This window comes from Pseudomonas sp. NPDC086251, assembly GCF_044746405.1.
Lineage (GTDB): Bacteria > Pseudomonadota > Gammaproteobacteria > Pseudomonadales > Pseudomonadaceae > Aquipseudomonas.
On record NZ_JBIVBY010000011.1, the window covers coordinates 1 to 14,276 of the forward strand.

11 protein-coding genes and 1 pseudogene are annotated in these 14,276 nt (G+C 58.6%); 5 read left to right on the forward strand and 7 right to left on the reverse strand.

Annotated elements, in window-relative coordinates:
* Nucleotides 1-4: 4 nt before the first annotated feature.
* The 3 genes and pseudogenes from ACIPL2_RS14730 to bfr all read left to right on the forward strand — a co-directional run.
* Nucleotides 5-220: pseudogene (locus ACIPL2_RS14730) on the forward strand (bL17 family ribosomal protein); the annotation flags it as partial.
* Nucleotides 221-409: 189 nt separating this feature from the next.
* On the forward strand, nucleotides 410-1,858 hold the full coding sequence (locus tag ACIPL2_RS14735) for a catalase (protein ID WP_401357497.1): 1,449 nt from the start codon (nucleotides 410-412) through the stop codon (nucleotides 1,856-1,858).
* A 155-nt stretch (nucleotides 1,859-2,013) separates the two neighbouring features.
* Nucleotides 2,014-2,478 carry a bacterioferritin gene (bfr, locus tag ACIPL2_RS14740; protein WP_059402166.1) on the forward strand — a complete coding sequence of 155 codons (465 nt, stop codon included), beginning with the start codon at nucleotides 2,014-2,016 and terminating at the stop codon, nucleotides 2,476-2,478.
* 171 nt (nucleotides 2,479-2,649) lie between these two features.
* On the opposite strand, the gene uvrA is transcribed toward bfr, so the two are convergent.
* On the reverse strand, nucleotides 2,650-5,484 hold the full coding sequence (gene uvrA / locus ACIPL2_RS14745; protein WP_401357499.1) for an excinuclease ABC subunit UvrA: 2,835 nt from the start codon (nucleotides 5,482-5,484) through the stop codon (nucleotides 2,650-2,652).
* A 191-nt stretch (nucleotides 5,485-5,675) separates the two neighbouring features.
* Here uvrA and ACIPL2_RS14750 point away from each other — a divergent pair, with 191 nt between their 5' ends.
* On the forward strand, nucleotides 5,676-7,073 hold the full coding sequence (locus tag ACIPL2_RS14750; RefSeq protein WP_401357501.1) for an MFS transporter: 1,398 nt from the start codon (nucleotides 5,676-5,678) through the stop codon (nucleotides 7,071-7,073).
* 9 nt (nucleotides 7,074-7,082) lie between these two features.
* Nucleotides 7,083-7,610: a single-stranded DNA-binding protein gene (locus ACIPL2_RS14755; protein ID WP_169875954.1), complete on the forward strand. Its 528-nt coding sequence runs from the start codon at nucleotides 7,083-7,085 to the stop codon at nucleotides 7,608-7,610.
* Between the two features lie 190 nt (nucleotides 7,611-7,800).
* Here the strand turns inward: ACIPL2_RS14755 and ACIPL2_RS14760 are convergent, their stop codons facing one another.
* The 6 genes from ACIPL2_RS14760 to ACIPL2_RS14785 form a co-directional block, all read right to left on the reverse strand.
* Entirely contained in the window at nucleotides 7,801-10,005 is a 2,205-nt protein-coding gene (locus tag ACIPL2_RS14760) for an OsmC domain/YcaO domain-containing protein (protein WP_401357502.1), read from the reverse strand.
* Between the two features lie 158 nt (nucleotides 10,006-10,163).
* Complete coding sequence (locus ACIPL2_RS14765) at nucleotides 10,164-11,321, reverse strand: glutathionylspermidine synthase family protein (RefSeq protein ID WP_401357503.1); 1,158 nt, start codon at nucleotides 11,319-11,321, stop codon at nucleotides 10,164-10,166.
* Nucleotides 11,322-11,334: 13 nt separating this feature from the next.
* A complete protein-coding gene (locus ACIPL2_RS14770; protein ID WP_401357505.1) occupies nucleotides 11,335-12,048 on the reverse strand; it encodes a DUF1190 domain-containing protein in 714 nt (237 codons plus the stop codon).
* A gap of 18 nt (nucleotides 12,049-12,066) precedes the next feature.
* Nucleotides 12,067-12,495 (reverse strand): DUF350 domain-containing protein, encoded by a 429-nt coding sequence (locus ACIPL2_RS14775; RefSeq protein ID WP_401357506.1) that lies wholly within the window; start codon nucleotides 12,493-12,495, stop codon nucleotides 12,067-12,069.
* Between the two features lie 15 nt (nucleotides 12,496-12,510).
* The gene (locus ACIPL2_RS14780; protein WP_401357507.1) at nucleotides 12,511-13,188 is read right to left on the reverse strand and encodes a DUF2491 family protein; all 678 of its coding nucleotides are present in this window, start codon (nucleotides 13,186-13,188) and stop codon (nucleotides 12,511-12,513) included.
* The gene (locus ACIPL2_RS14785; RefSeq protein ID WP_401357509.1) at nucleotides 13,175-14,209 is read right to left on the reverse strand and encodes an ion channel; all 1,035 of its coding nucleotides are present in this window, start codon (nucleotides 14,207-14,209) and stop codon (nucleotides 13,175-13,177) included. Before ACIPL2_RS14785 ends, ACIPL2_RS14780 begins: the two co-directional genes overlap by 14 nt.
* Nucleotides 14,210-14,276: the final 67 nt, after the last annotated feature.

Consider the following 14,276-nt stretch of genomic DNA (forward strand, 5'->3'; position numbering starts at 1 on the left):
GTGAGAGAGCCTGGCTAAGCGCCGTCTGGCTTTCGACCGTACTCGTTCGTATGCTATCGTTGGTAAGCTCTTCAACGACCTGGGCAAGCGTTACGCTACCCGTGAGGGTGGCTACCTGCGCATCCTCAAGTGCGGTTTCCGCACTGGCGACAACGCGCCTATGGCGTACGTCGAGTTGGTTGATCGTCCTGCCGGTGGTGAAGCTGTATCCGCTGAGTAAGACGTCAGTCTGAAACGAAGAACCGGGCCTAGTGCCCGGTTTTTTGTGCGCGTTTGAAAAGTGGCGTGTGCGTTAGTAATTTTCTATCGGTTCTGAAAGGTTAATGAATTTGTAGGTGTAACGTTCGTGGTCAATACTCCCTCTCAGCCGATTAGCCGGCAGTTAAAGACTGACAGAGGAAGAGATCGCATGAGCCAAAATAAAACGCTTACCACCGCCAGTGGCGCTCCTGTCGCCGACAACCAGAATTCCCGCGCCGCCGGCCCTCGTGGCCCACTGCTGCTCGACGACTTCCACCTGATCGAGAAGCTTGCCCACTTCAACCGTGAAAACATCCCGGAGCGCCGTGTACACGCCAAAGGCTCGGGTGCTTACGGTACGTTCACCGTGACTCGTGATATCAGCGAGTACACCAGCGCCAAACTGTTTGAGTACGTCGGTAAGCAAACGCCAACATTCCTGCGCTTTTCCACCGTCGGTGGCGAACGCGGTTCAGCTGATACCGAACGCGATCCACGTGGCTTCGCCCTGAAGTTCTATACCGAAGAAGGAAACTGGGACATCGTGGGCAACAACACGCCCGTGTTCTTCATTCGCGATCCACTGAAATTCCCGGATTTCATCCACACCCAAAAGCGCCTGCCGCAAAGCAACCTGAAAAGTGCGCAGATGATGTGGGATTTCTGGTCGCACTCGCCTGAGGCGCTGCACCAGGTCACCATTCTGTTCTCGGATCGAGGCATCCCTGACGGCTACCGTCACATGCACGGCTTCGGCAGCCACACCTACAGCCTGATCAGCGCCCAGGGCGAGCGTCATTGGGTGAAGTGGCACTACAAGACCAAACAAGGGATCAAGAACCTGGCTCCCGCCGACGCAGCGCGTCTGGCCGGTACCGATCCGGATTACGCTCAACGCGATCTGTTCGAGGCAATCGAGCGCGGTGATTTCCCGAAATGGCGTGTGTGCATCCAGATCATGACCGAAGCTCAGGCGGCGGCGCATTACGAGAACCCGTTCGATGTGACCAAGACCTGGTCGCAAAAAGAGTTTCCGCTGATCGAGGTGGGTGAACTGGAGCTCAACCGTAATCCGCTGAACTACTTCGCTGAGGTCGAGCAGGCAGCGTTCGGTCCGAGCAACATGGTCCCGGGTGTCGGTCTGTCGCCGGATCGCATGCTGCAAGGCCGCGTGTTCGCTTACGCAGATGCACACCGCTACCGTATTGGCACCAACCACCAGCAATTGCCGGTGAACGCGCCTCGCAGCCCGGTGAACAGCTACCAGCGCGATGGTTCGATGGCGTTCGGTAGTAACGGTGGTGCGGCGCCGAACTACGAGCCGAACAGTTACGTCGAATCGCCAAAACAAGCGCCTCGCTACGCTGAGCCTGCGTTGGCGTTGAGCGGCGCCGCTGATCGTTACGATCACCGTGAAGATACCGACTACTACAGCCACGCGGGTGCGCTGTTCCGTCTGATGAGCGATGCGCAGAAAACCCTGCTGGTCAATAACATTGCCGGCGCGATGGCCGGGGTTTCCAGCGACGTGGTTGATCGTCAATTGCAGCATTTCTTCAGGGCCGATCCGGCGTATGGAGAAGCAGTCGCAACGGCGTTGGGCGTAGCGCTTAACTAAGTCTAAACGAGAAGCAGAACCGCCCTCATTTGGGCGGTTTTTGCGTTATTTAAACCACTTTTCTCAGAATATCTTCGCTTTTATCGCGCAAACGAAGTGACCAATCTGTCGCCTTGGTTCAAACTACAGACTTTCAAGCAGGGAGATGTAGGGCGATGCAAGGCCACCCAGACGTAATCGATTACCTCAACACGTTGCTGACCGGCGAGCTGGCCGCGCGTGATCAATATTTCATCCATTCGCGGATGTACGAGGACTGGGGTTTCACCGAGCTCTACGAACGTATCAACCACGAGATGGAAGAAGAGGCTGGGCACGCTGATGCCTTGATGCGCCGAATCCTCATGCTCGAAGGCACGCCGCGCATGCGTCCTGACGACCTCGATGTCGGCACCACCGTCCCTGACATGCTGGCCGCTGACTTGCGCCTGGAATACAAAGTCCGCGCCGCACTCTGCAAGGGCATCGAGCTCTGCGAGCAGCACAAGGATTACGTCAGCCGCGAGATGCTGCGCATTCAGCTGAACGACACCGAAGAAGATCACACTTACTGGCTTGAGAAGCAGCTGGGTCTGATCAAGCTGATCGGCCTGGAGAATTACCTGCAATCGCAGTTCTGAATTGTCTCCTGTAGGAGCGAGCTTGCTCGCGATGGACTACAAAACGCCGCGTATATTCATGGATCACGCGTTATCGTTAACGACCATCGCGAGCTAGCTCGCTCCTACAGGTCAGATGCAAAAAAGCCCCTGTCACTGTTGAAGTGACAGGGGCTTTTTCTTGGGCCGGATTCAGGCCCTGTCGCGAGCCAGCAATGGCTTGAGGTAGAAGCCCGTGTGAGACTGCTTCATCTCGGACACTTCCTCCGGTGTGCCGACGGCAATGATCTGTCCGCCCTTGGAACCGCCTTCCGGCCCAAGGTCGACCAACCAGTCCGCCGTCTTGATCACGTCCAGGTTGTGCTCGATCACCACCACCGTGTTGCCGTGGTCGCGCAGTCGATGCAGTACATCGAGCAGTTGCTGGATATCCGCGAAGTGCAAACCGGTGGTCGGCTCATCGAGGATGTACAGCGTCTTGCCGGTATCGCGTTTCGACAGTTCGCGGGACAGCTTCACCCGTTGCGCTTCACCGCCAGACAATGTGGTCGCCGATTGCCCCAGCTTGATGTACGACAGACCGACGTCCATCAAGGTCTGGAGCTTGCGCGCCAAGGCCGGAACCGCATCGAAGAACACCCGCGCTTCCTCGATGGTCATCTCAAGCGTCTCGTGGATGCTCTTGCCCTTGTACTTGATCTCCAGCGTCTCGCGGTTGTAGCGCTTGCTCTTGCAGACGTCGCACGGGACATAAATGTCCGGCAGGAAGTGCATTTCCACTTTGATCAGACCATCGCCCTGACAGGCTTCGCAACGTCCGCCCTTCACGTTGAAGGAGAAACGCCCCGGACCGTAGCCGCGAGAGCGGGATTCCGGGACGCCGGCAAACAGTTCGCGAATCGGGGTGAACAAGCCGGTGTAGGTTGCCGGGTTGGAGCGCGGCGTTCGACCGATCGGGCTTTGGTCGATGTCGACGACCTTGTCCAGATGCTCAAGGCCTTTGATGCTGTCGTGCGCGGCGGCTTCAAGTGTCGTTGCGCCGTTGAGTGCCGTAGCGCTCAATGGAAACAGCGTGTTGTTGATCAGCGTCGACTTGCCCGAGCCGGACACGCCAGTCACGCAGGTCAGCAGGCCGATCGGAATGTCCAGGTCGACGTTGCGCAAGTTGTTGCCGCGAGCGCCCTTGAGGGACAGCGACAACTTCTTGTTGCGCGGCGTGCGTTTGGCCGGGACCGCAATCTTCACCCGACCCGACAAATACTTGCCGGTCAGTGAGTCAGGGTGAGCCATGACCTCCGCCGGAGTACCCTCGGCGACGATGTGTCCACCGTGCACACCCGCGCCCGGGCCGATATCCACCACGTAGTCCGCCAGGCGAATCGCGTCTTCGTCGTGCTCGACCACGATCACCGTGTTGCCGATGTCCCGCAGGTGCTTGAGCGTGCCGAGCAATCGGTCGTTGTCGCGCTGGTGCAGGCCAATCGACGGTTCGTCGAGGATGTACAGAACACCCACCAGGCCCGCGCCGATCTGGCTGGCCAGACGAATGCGCTGAGCCTCACCGCCGGACAACGTATCCGCACTGCGATCGAGCGACAGATAATCGAGGCCGACGTTGACCAGGAACTGCAGGCGCTCGCGGATTTCCTTGAGAATCTTGTCGGCAATTTCGCCACGGCGACCGGTGAGCTTCAGCGCACCGAAATACTCGCAGGCGTCGCCAATCGGCAGATTGGTGACCGCTGGCAGCGTCTTCTCGCCTACCCATACATGCCGCGCTTCTCGGCGCAGGCGGGTGCCGCGGCAATCCGGGCAATGCTGGGTACTAAGGAACTTGGCCAGTTCTTCACGCACCGAGGCCGATTCGGTTTCGCGGTAGCGACGTTCCAGGTTCGGCACGATGCCTTCGAACGGGTGCGAACGTTTGACGATATCGCCACGGTCGTTCAGGTATTTGAAATCGACGTTCTGCGAACCGCTGCCGTGCAGGATGAATTTCTGCTGATCGGCCGGCAGTTCATTGAACGGCACTTCCAGGCTGAATTTGTAATGAGAGGCCAACGACCCGAGCATCTGGAAGTAATAGACGTTACGCCTGTCCCAGCCGCGGATCGCGCCTTCGGCCAGGGTCAATTCGCCATTGACCAGGCGCTTGATGTCGAAGAATTGCTTCACCCCCAAACCATCGCACGTCGGGCACGCGCCGGCCGGGTTGTTGAAGGAGAACAGCTTGGGTTCCAGCTCGCTGATGGCATGGCCGCAGATCGGGCAGGCGAAGCGCGCGGAGAAGATCATCTCTTCGCCGGGCTCATCGTCCATCGGTGCAACCAGCGCAATGCCGTCTGCCAGCTTCAGCGCGGTCTCGAACGATTCGGCGAGACGCTGTTGCAGATCGGCGCGGACCTTGAAGCGGTCGACCACGACATCGATCGAGTGCTTCTTCTGTTTGTCCAGCTTCGGCAGCTCGTCCAGCTCGCAGAGTCGGCCGTTGACCCGAGCCCGGACAAAGCCCTGGGCGCGCAGTTCTTCGAAGACCGACAAATGCTCGCCTTTACGCTCGCGGATCACCGGCGCTAACAGCATAAGCTTGCTGCCCTCCGGTTGCGCGAGGACCAGGTCGACCATCTGGCTGACGGTCTGCGCTTCCAAGGGGATGTCGTGGTCCGGGCAGCGTGGAATACCCACGCGAGCATAAAGCAGGCGCAGGTAGTCGTAGATTTCGGTGATGGTGCCAACCGTCGAGCGTGGGTTGTGCGAGGTCGACTTCTGTTCGATGGAGATGGCTGGCGACAGGCCTTCGATGGTGTCGACGTCAGGCTTTTCCATCATCGACAGGAACTGCCGGGCATAGGCTGACAGCGATTCGACGTAGCGGCGCTGGCCTTCGGCGTACAGCGTGTCGAAAGCCAAGGAAGACTTGCCGGATCCGGACAGGCCGGTGATGACGATCAGTTTGTCCCGTGGCAGGGTCAGGTCGATGTTCTTCAGGTTGTGGGTTCGGGCCCCACGAATCAGGATCTTGTCCAAAGTGGCCTCGCTTGGCGGGCGTCGAAAACGTAGGAGTATACGGCCAAATACTGGATGGATGCACACTATCAAACGAGCGGATTTGTGTCTTACATGAAGAGTCTGTCAGCGGAGCGCGTCAAAGCGTCGCGATATACCCCGTCAATCGATGGGACTGGTAGAATCGCCGCCGGTTCACATGAGGTTTTTCCATGCACGATCCCCACAGCGAACGCATGAGTGGCAGTGAGACACGCGCAGCAAGCGGTCTGGCCCTGGTGTTCGCCTTCCGTATGCTTGGCATGTTCATGGTGTTGCCGGTACTGGCGACCTATGGGATGGACCTGGCGGGAGCGACCCCGGCCCTGATCGGGCTGGCGATTGGCGCTTACGGCCTGACCCAGGCGATTTTTCAAATTCCTTTCGGTTTCATTTCCGACCGCATCGGTCGCCGTCCGGTGATTTACCTGGGATTGATCGTCTTCGCCCTCGGTAGTCTGCTGGCCGCCAATGCCGACTCGATCTGGGGCGTGATTGCCGGACGAATCCTGCAGGGTGCCGGGGCGATTTCCGCGGCAGTGATGGCGTTGCTGTCAGACCTGACCCGGGAACAGCACCGGACCAAAGCCATGGCCATGATCGGCATGACGATTGGTCTGTCGTTCGCGGTCGCCATGGTTGTAGGACCGTTGCTGACGCGCGCCTTCGGCCTGTCCGGATTGTTCCTGGCCACGGGCGGCATGGCGCTGTTCGGCATCGTGATCGTGATGTTCATGGTGCCGCGGGCAACCGGTCCGTTGCAGCATCGCGAGTCCGGTGTCGCGCGCCAGGCACTGATGCCGACGCTCAAGCATCCGGACCTGCTGCGCCTGGACCTGGGCATTTTTGTGTTGCACGCGATGTTGATGTCGAGCTTCGTTGCATTGCCCCTGGCCCTGGTCGAAAAAGCCGGGCTGCCCAAAGAGCAACACTGGTGGGTGTACCTGACCGCGCTGCTGATTTCGTTCTTCGCCATGATCCCGTTCATTATCTACGGCGAGAAGCGACGCAAAATGAAACGAGTTTTGCTCGGCGCCGTCGTGACGCTGATGCTCACTGAGCTATTCTTCTGGCAGTTCGGTAACAGCTTGCGGGCCCTGGTGGTGGGTACGGTGGTGTTCTTCACCGCGTTCAATCTGCTGGAAGCCTCGTTGCCGTCACTGATCAGCAAGGTTTCACCCGCTGGCGGCAAAGGTACGGCGATGGGGGTTTACTCCACCAGTCAGTTCCTCGGTTCGGCACTGGGCGGGATCCTCGGCGGCTGGATGTTCCAGCATGGCGGTCTGTCGGTTGTGTTCCTCGGATGCGCCGGTCTGGCTGCCCTCTGGTTGGCCTTTGCTGTTACCATGCGCGAACCTCCCTACGTCACAAGCCTGCGCTTGCCGTTGTCGCCTGAGGCGATCCGCGAAGCGGGTCTGGTTGAGCGCCTGAAGGCGGTCGTAGGGGTAACAGATGCAGTGATCGTCGAGGATGAAGCGGCGATTTACATCAAATTGGACACCGAACTATTGGATCGCACGACCCTTGAGCGCCTGGTGAACAACCCGGCCGAGGCAGCGTGCGTAGCCTAGGAGAACGTTATGGCCCGTGGGGTTAACAAAGTCATATTGGTCGGCACTTGCGGCCAGGATCCTGAAGTTCGCTACCTGCCTAATGGCAACGCCGTGACCAACCTGAGTCTGGCGACCAGCGAACAGTGGACTGACAAGCAAACCGGTCAGAAGGTCGAGAAGACCGAATGGCACCGTGTTTCGATGTTCGGCAAGGTTGCCGAGATCGCTGGCGAATACCTGCGTAAAGGTTCGCAGGTGTACATCGAAGGCAAGCTGCAGACCCGCGAGTGGGAAAAAGACGGTATCAAGCGTTACACCACTGAAATCGTGGTCGACATGCAAGGCACCATGCAACTGCTGGGCGGCCGTCCACAGCAGGGCGACCAACAAGGCGGGGGCAACAACTACCAGCAGTCCGCCCCGGCTCCACGCCAACAGGCTCCGCGTCCGCAGCAATCGGCACCGCAGCAGTCGCGTCAGGCTCCGCCTCAACAGCAGGCAGCGCCACAACCGGCTCCGGATTTCGACAGCTTTGATGACGATATCCCGTTCTAAGAATCGGCTCAGACTTTCTTGTAAGGTTTAGCCGCGAAACCCCCGATCAGTCCTTCGACTGGTCGGGGGTTTTCTTTTGCCCCTCATTTTGTAGGAGCCAAGCTTGCTGGCGAAGAACGGATAACGCGGTTTTCCTGATTGACCGCGTCATCGTTCTTCGCCAGCAAGCTTGGCTCCTACAGGATAGCGGTCAACGGGATGAAGTCGTCACATTGGCCCGGGCCGAGTGCAGTTTCTTGTAGCTTTCGATCAACCGCAGGTGCCGATCGAGCCCCTCCAGTTTCATGCTGGTCGGCGTCAAGCCATGGAAGCGCACACTGCCGTCCACCGAACCGATCACTGCATCCATCCGCTCGTGACCAAACATCCGACGGAAATTGGCCTCGTAATCTTCCAGCTCCAGGTCTTCGTCCAGCTTCATCTCCAGCACCGCGTTGACAGCTTGGTAAAACAAGCCACGGTCAACGGTGTTGTCGTTGTACTGCAGGAACATTTCCACCGCCTCTTTCGCCTCTTCAAATTGCTGCAAGGCAAGGTAGATCAGCAGCTTCAGCTCCAGGATTGTCAGCTGACCCCACGCCGTGTTGTCGTCAAATTCGATGCCGATCAACGAGGTGATGTCGGTGTAGTCGTCCAGCTCGCTTTCCACCAGACGCTCAACCAGTGCTTTCAGTTCGTCATCGTCCAGACGATGCAGGTTCAGGATATCGGCGCGGAAGAACAGCGCTTTGTTGGTGTTATCCCAGATCAGATCGTCTACCGGATAAATTTCCGAATAGTCCGGTACCAGGATACGGCAGGCGGTCGCGCCGATATGCTCGTAGACCGCCATGTACACTTCCTTGCCCATGCCTTCGAGAATGCCGAACAAGGTGGCGGCTTCCTCGGCATTGGAGTTTTCACCCTGGCCGGAGAAATCCCACTCGACGAATTCGTAATCGGACCTGGAGCTGAAGAAACGCCATGACACCACGCCGCTGGAATCAATGAAGTGCTCGACGAAGTTATTAGGCTCGGTCACCGCATGGCCTCCAAACGTCGGCTGGGGCAGATCGTTGAGGCCTTCGAAGCTGCGGCCCTGGAGCAATTCGGTCAGGCTGCGTTCCAGCGCCACTTCCAGGCTCGGGTGTGCGCCGAACGAGGCGAACACACCGCCGGTACGCGGGTTCATCAACGTGACGCACATCACCGGGAATTCACCGCCCAGGGATGCATCCTTCACCAACACCGGGAACCCTTGTTCTTCCAGCGCCTGAATACCGGCCAGTATGGCGGGGTACTTCGCCAGCACGCTGGCCGGCACATCCGGGAGTGCGAATTCGCCTTCGATGATTTCGCGCTTTACCGCGCGCTCGAAGATCTCCGACAGACACTGCACCTGGGCTTCAGCCAGTGTGTTACCGGCACTCATGCCGTTGCTCAGATACAGGTTTTCAATCAGGTTGGACGGGAAGTACACCACCTCGCCGTCCGACTGGCGCACGTATGGCAGCGAGCAGATGCCGCGCTCTTCATTGCCCGAGTTGGTATCGATCAGATGGGAACCGCGCAGCTCGCCGTCGCGGTTGTAAATCTTCAGGCAATACTCGTCGAGAATTTCAGTTGGCAGCTCATCTTTGCGGCCAGGCTTGAACCAGCGTTCGTCCGGGTAATGCACAAACGCCGCGTTGGCGATGTCTTCGCCCCAGAACTGATCGTTGTAGAAGAAGTTGCAGTTGAGCCGTTCGATAAACTCGCCCAACGCCGACGCCAACGCGCCTTCCTTGGTCGCGCCCTTGCCGTTGGTGAAGCACATCGGCGAGTGTGCATCGCGGATATGCAGCGACCACACGTTGGGCACGATATTGCGCCACGAGGCGATTTCAATCTTCATGCCCAGGTCAGCCAGAATGGCCGACATGTTGGCGATGGTTTGCTCCAGCGGCAGGTCCTTGCCGGCGATATAAGTGCTCGCCTCTGAACTGGACGCCGGCATCAACAACGCCTGCGCATCGGCGTCGAGGTTTTCCACCTCTTCGATCACAAACTCAGGCCCGGCTTGCACCACTTTTTTCACGGTGCAACGGTCGATGGAGCGCAGGATGCCCTGGCGGTCCTTGTCGGAAATGTCCGCTGGCAACTCGACCTGGATCTTGAAGATCTGGTTGTAGCGGTTTTCCGGGTCAACAATATTGTTCTGCGACAGGCGAATGTTGTCGGTGGGGATATTGCGCGTGCTGCAATACAACTTCACAAAGTACGCCGCACACAACGCCGACGAGGCCAGGAAGTAGTCGAACGGACCCGGTGCCGAGCCATCGCCCTTGTAGCGGATTGGTTGATCGGCCACCACCGTGAAGTCGTCGAACTTGGCTTCAAGCCGAAGGTTGTCGAGAAAGTTGACCTTGATTTCCATGGGGGATTACCAGAATAACGGGCTAGACGATTTGGCCGCCATTATCCGGCTTTTCAGCGGTAAGTCTTGTGGTTGTCTGGTCCCGAGACAGGTTTGCACCTGTTTCACCCCTAACGCCCGATGCACGGCACCGGGCGTTTTCATGGGCGATGAGTTTTTCAGTCGAGTATCAGGTGCGGCAGGAAACGGCTCGAATCCTTGGTGATCAAGCTGTTGTCTTCCCGCACCCCGATGCCGGCAGCCTGATCGCCGATTACCCATGAGCCCACCAGCGTAAAGCTGTCACCAAACCGAGGCAGCGGCGCGAATTCCTGAAGGATAAACGGTGCGTCTGTGTAGGGGCCGTCCTCTTTCACGATCAGACCGTCGGCAGTTTGCAACTCGATGTTGGCGCCTTCCCGGGAAAAGAAAGGCTTGCGCACCCAGCCCTTGGGCACTGCTCTGCCCGGGTCGACATCCAGGTGGGACGCGAGCAGATTCGGATGACCTTTATGGAACTCCCACAACAGCGGCAGGATGCCTTTGTTGGAGATGATCGATTTCCAGGCCGGCTCGAAAAACTGCGTATCGCTCTGCGCGATGGCTGCACCGAAAGGCTCGTGGAAGATGAACTCCCAGGCATGCAGCTTGAACAGGTGCGGGATCCAGCGATCTTCGAGATCGACGAAGCGTCCATCGCTGGTAAGGCCGATGTCTTCGAGGTCGATGTGCCGTGATTCTATGCCGACCTTTTCCGCGATCAGGCGCAAATAATCGGTGGTGCCCTTGTCTTCGACCGAGTCTTTCATCGAGGCGAAATAGAAAGGCTGTTTGAGCTGCAGTTGTGCGAAGGCCTGATGCAGTTTGGTGTCGATGCTGTTGAACTGGTCGGCATGCCGGGGCAGCAAGCCGCGCTCGATGCACTGTTCCAGCCAGCCCCACTGAAACGCTGCGGCCTCATACAGGCTGGTCGGCGTGTCGTAGTTGAGCTCCAGCAGTTTGGCCGGCCCGGTGCCGTTGTAGGAGAAATCCATGCGCCCATACAGATGTGGGTGGCCTTCGAGCCATGAGGTGCGAATCATGTCGAAGAACGACGCGGGAATGCTCAGGCGTGCCAGCAACTCCTCGCTCTGAACCACGCGGGACACCAAGTCCATGCACATCTGATGAATTTCGGTGGTCGGGTCTTCGAGATCGTTCTCGATCTGCTTGAGCGTGAATTGGTAATACGCGCTCTCGTCCCAATAGGGTTCGTCGTCGATGGTATGGAACAGAAAGCCGAGACTGTCGGCGGTCTGTTTCCAGTCATGACGCTCGGCGCAGAGAATTTTCTTCATGGCCCTGTTTTCCTTAACTGCTCGACCCGCCGCCGCCCCAGCCGCTACGTGCACTGGCCTTGCTGCCGAACCCGCCGCGGGAGGTGGACGAGGCAACGGAAACCGGCTTGCTGGCGGAACGGATCGAGTCGGAGTAGTTGCTGCTGCCATACCGCGCCTGATTAGACCTGGTAAACGTCGAACCCTTCGAAATACGCTGGTTGAGCGTCGAGGAGGCGTAGTTGCCGCGATCATCGCGATAGCGATACACCGGCTCGGAGTAATAGCTGTTGCGGTTGTTGCTCAGCATATTGCCGATCAGCAGGCCGGTCAGCAGGCTGGTGCCGGAGAACCCCGAGCCACCGCTGTTCGCTTCCGAGGCGGGCAATTGAGCCTTGGCAGCGTCTACCTGGGCTTGCGTCACTTCGCCATCGGCCGTCAGTTCGAACCCTCCCAGTTTCGGGATGAACTTGCCGGCGGAATCCTGCTGGCACCAGTCGGCGACAAAGTCGGCATCGCAATCTGCCGGGTTGTCGTACACCGGCGCAATGCGGCGATGCTCGGCCATGGCGGTCATGTAGGCGTCGGAACAGACGTCCACCGGGAGTTTTTCATCGGCGCACTGTTGAACGGACTGAAAGTTGTACTTCTTCTGCACCGCGTAGGTTTTTTCCGTCGGTCCGCAGCCTGATATCGCCATGGCGACCGACGCTGCCAGCGACAGCTGAACGTACTTGCTTCGTTTCATCGGGAGCTCCGTGCGCAATCAGTTCTGGGAAGGGGTCATGCACGCGGCGTTCAACATGCCGACGCTGATGGCCACGGCTGCCACGTAGATGCCGGCAGCGATTTCACCTTTGCGGATGCGTTCGGAGGCGCCTTTGAGTACCAGGCTGGTCAGCAGAAACGCCAGCAATTGTACGAACGCGGCGATGACTGCCCAGACGACGAAGTCGAGGATGCTGATCGAGTAGGCAATCACATTGCTGGCCGGAATGGCGAAGCCGATGATCGCGCCACCCAGTGCGATCGCGGCCGCCACGTTACCCGCACGGATCAGTTCGAACTCCTTGTGCGGAGTGATTCGGGTGTAGATGAACTGGAACAGCGCGAACAGCACGGCGGCGCCGAGGATGTACGAAACAAATCCGAACACGGCGGCTTTGTTCAGGGAAATGGAGAGCGCTTCGAGCATGGACTGCTTCCTTTTTTAGAATGTATTGAAGTCGGTGGTGTACAGCGAAATGCCCAGCGAAGTACTCAAGCTGATCGTGCCTTCGGCGTCTTCCTCGACGGAAAACAGCAAAAATTCCCGGCGATTGGTCAGGCCGGTTTCGCGGGCGTACAGCATTGAACGGTGCTCGATGCTGTAGGACTCATCCGGATTTTTCAGCTGTTCACTCAACGCCACCAGTTCAGTCTGGCCGCTCTCGGTGCCCCATTCACGCGTGTATTCGACACCGTTGTGGGTGTAGGTCGGCAGCCCGATCAGGCTTTGCGGACCGGCCAGCCGACGCAGTTCCGCTTCGCTGCTGAGGGTGGTGTAGCTGAGGTAATTGAACAGGATCACCGATTCGACCTGGCCAGCGATGTCGCCGGTGGTGTGCACCTGGAGCCAGTAGTCTTCGTCGTTCATGTAATAGCGCGACAGCCAGGTCGACTGCCCGAGATCTATCGTGCCGTTGCTCCAGATCTGCTGGGAACCCGGGATGGCTACGCTGGTTTTTTCATCGAGCAACAATTTCAGGGTGCTGTCGAACATCACACCCTTGCCCAGCGCCAGACCCAATGGGCCGGTGGCTGGCGGCGGGGTTGGGTTGGCTGTCCATTTCGATTCGGTAGTCGCGTTCGGGGCCTCAAGCCCCATCAATTGTTTAAACCATCCCATTGGAGATTTCCTTGAGGCGAGTTGAGGCGATGTAGAAGAGTTCGCCGCCCTCGATGCGCGTGGCACCGGGCGGGTTGATCGAAGGGTATTGGGCGCCCTTGGCGCGATAGCCGATGAGTGTGGCGTTGTGGCGCTCTTTCATCTGCGTGTACAGATCGCCAAACGTTGCCTCATAGTCCTGCGGCAGTTTCATCAGGTATTGGGTCGCGCCCTGGCCCACGCACAGCAATTCATTGATGACTACGGACGAGCCCGGGTCCTGGGACGCGCGCACCAGCATCTCGATGGCCATGCTTGACGTGCATTCCAGGCTGGGCGCGTAGGCGCTGGCGAGCGCGGCAATTTCACTGTCATTGAAATGAGCGACCACATGCCCGACCGGCTTCAATTGATTGACCGCCAGCACGGTGGCCAGGGTCAGGTCGTCCGAATGGGTTCGCACCAGAACGCGCTCGGCACCGGGCACACCCGCGCGCATCAGTAACGCCACCGAGGACAGGCTTTCGCCTTTGATCAACGTAGCCTTGCCCGGCATCGGGTTTTCTTCAAGCGTGCAGTCGCAAATGACGATCAGGTTGTCGTTGGACGTTTCGTCCTGAAGCAACAGCTCAATGACCCGCTCGCTGGTCGCGCCTTCCCAGCCGATAAGAACCGTATGACCGACCTTGCCAGTGAAATCACCTTTGCCCTTCATGCCTTTTCTCCATGCGTCGATGACACTGCTGGTGGTTTTGCCGATGGCTGCCGTCAACAGCGCAATGCCCCCGAGCATCACCCAGGTGGCCACGAAAATGCGACCTGCGGAAGTCTGTGGCGCGAGATCGCCATAGCCCACCGTGAGCGTGGTCGTGAGGTAGAAGTAGATAAACGTGGCCGGGGTGGTGAGGTGTTGTTCGCCCATAAGCACCAGGCCCAGATAGGCCGTGGCCAGGTGTACGCCCAAGGCAATGACCAGTCCTGCCCAGCCAAACCGGTGGAAAAGGGACGAGGCATACAGGCGCAGCAAAAGGAAAATCGACATTTCGTCCCTGACTCCGTGGGTACTCGTTCCCGGCGACGTTTATCGCCTCGGCGTCTGAAAGCTCAAG

Bases quoted from the DNA above. Each gene is read 5' to 3' on its own strand.
- ACIPL2_RS14755 (WP_169875954.1), top strand. From the start codon at position 7,083: ATGGCCCGTGGGGTTAACAAAGTCATATTGGTCGGCACTTGCGGCCAG.
- ACIPL2_RS14750 (WP_401357501.1), top strand. From the start codon at position 5,676: ATGCACGATCCCCACAGCGAACGCATGAGTGGCAGTGAGACACGCGCA.
- ACIPL2_RS14770 (WP_401357505.1), bottom strand. From the start codon at position 12,048: ATGAAACGAAGCAAGTACGTTCAGCTGTCGCTGGCAGCGTCGGTCGCC.
- ACIPL2_RS14780 (WP_401357507.1), bottom strand. From the start codon at position 13,188: ATGGGATGGTTTAAACAATTGATGGGGCTTGAGGCCCCGAACGCGACT.
- ACIPL2_RS14765 (WP_401357503.1), bottom strand. From the start codon at position 11,321: ATGAAGAAAATTCTCTGCGCCGAGCGTCATGACTGGAAACAGACCGCC.
- bfr (WP_059402166.1), top strand. From the start codon at position 2,014: ATGCAAGGCCACCCAGACGTAATCGATTACCTCAACACGTTGCTGACC.
- ACIPL2_RS14785 (WP_401357509.1), bottom strand. From the start codon at position 14,209: ATGTCGATTTTCCTTTTGCTGCGCCTGTATGCCTCGTCCCTTTTCCAC.
- ACIPL2_RS14760 (WP_401357502.1), bottom strand. From the start codon at position 10,005: ATGGAAATCAAGGTCAACTTTCTCGACAACCTTCGGCTTGAAGCCAAG.
- ACIPL2_RS14775 (WP_401357506.1), bottom strand. From the start codon at position 12,495: ATGCTCGAAGCGCTCTCCATTTCCCTGAACAAAGCCGCCGTGTTCGGA.
- ACIPL2_RS14735 (WP_401357497.1), top strand. From the start codon at position 410: ATGAGCCAAAATAAAACGCTTACCACCGCCAGTGGCGCTCCTGTCGCC.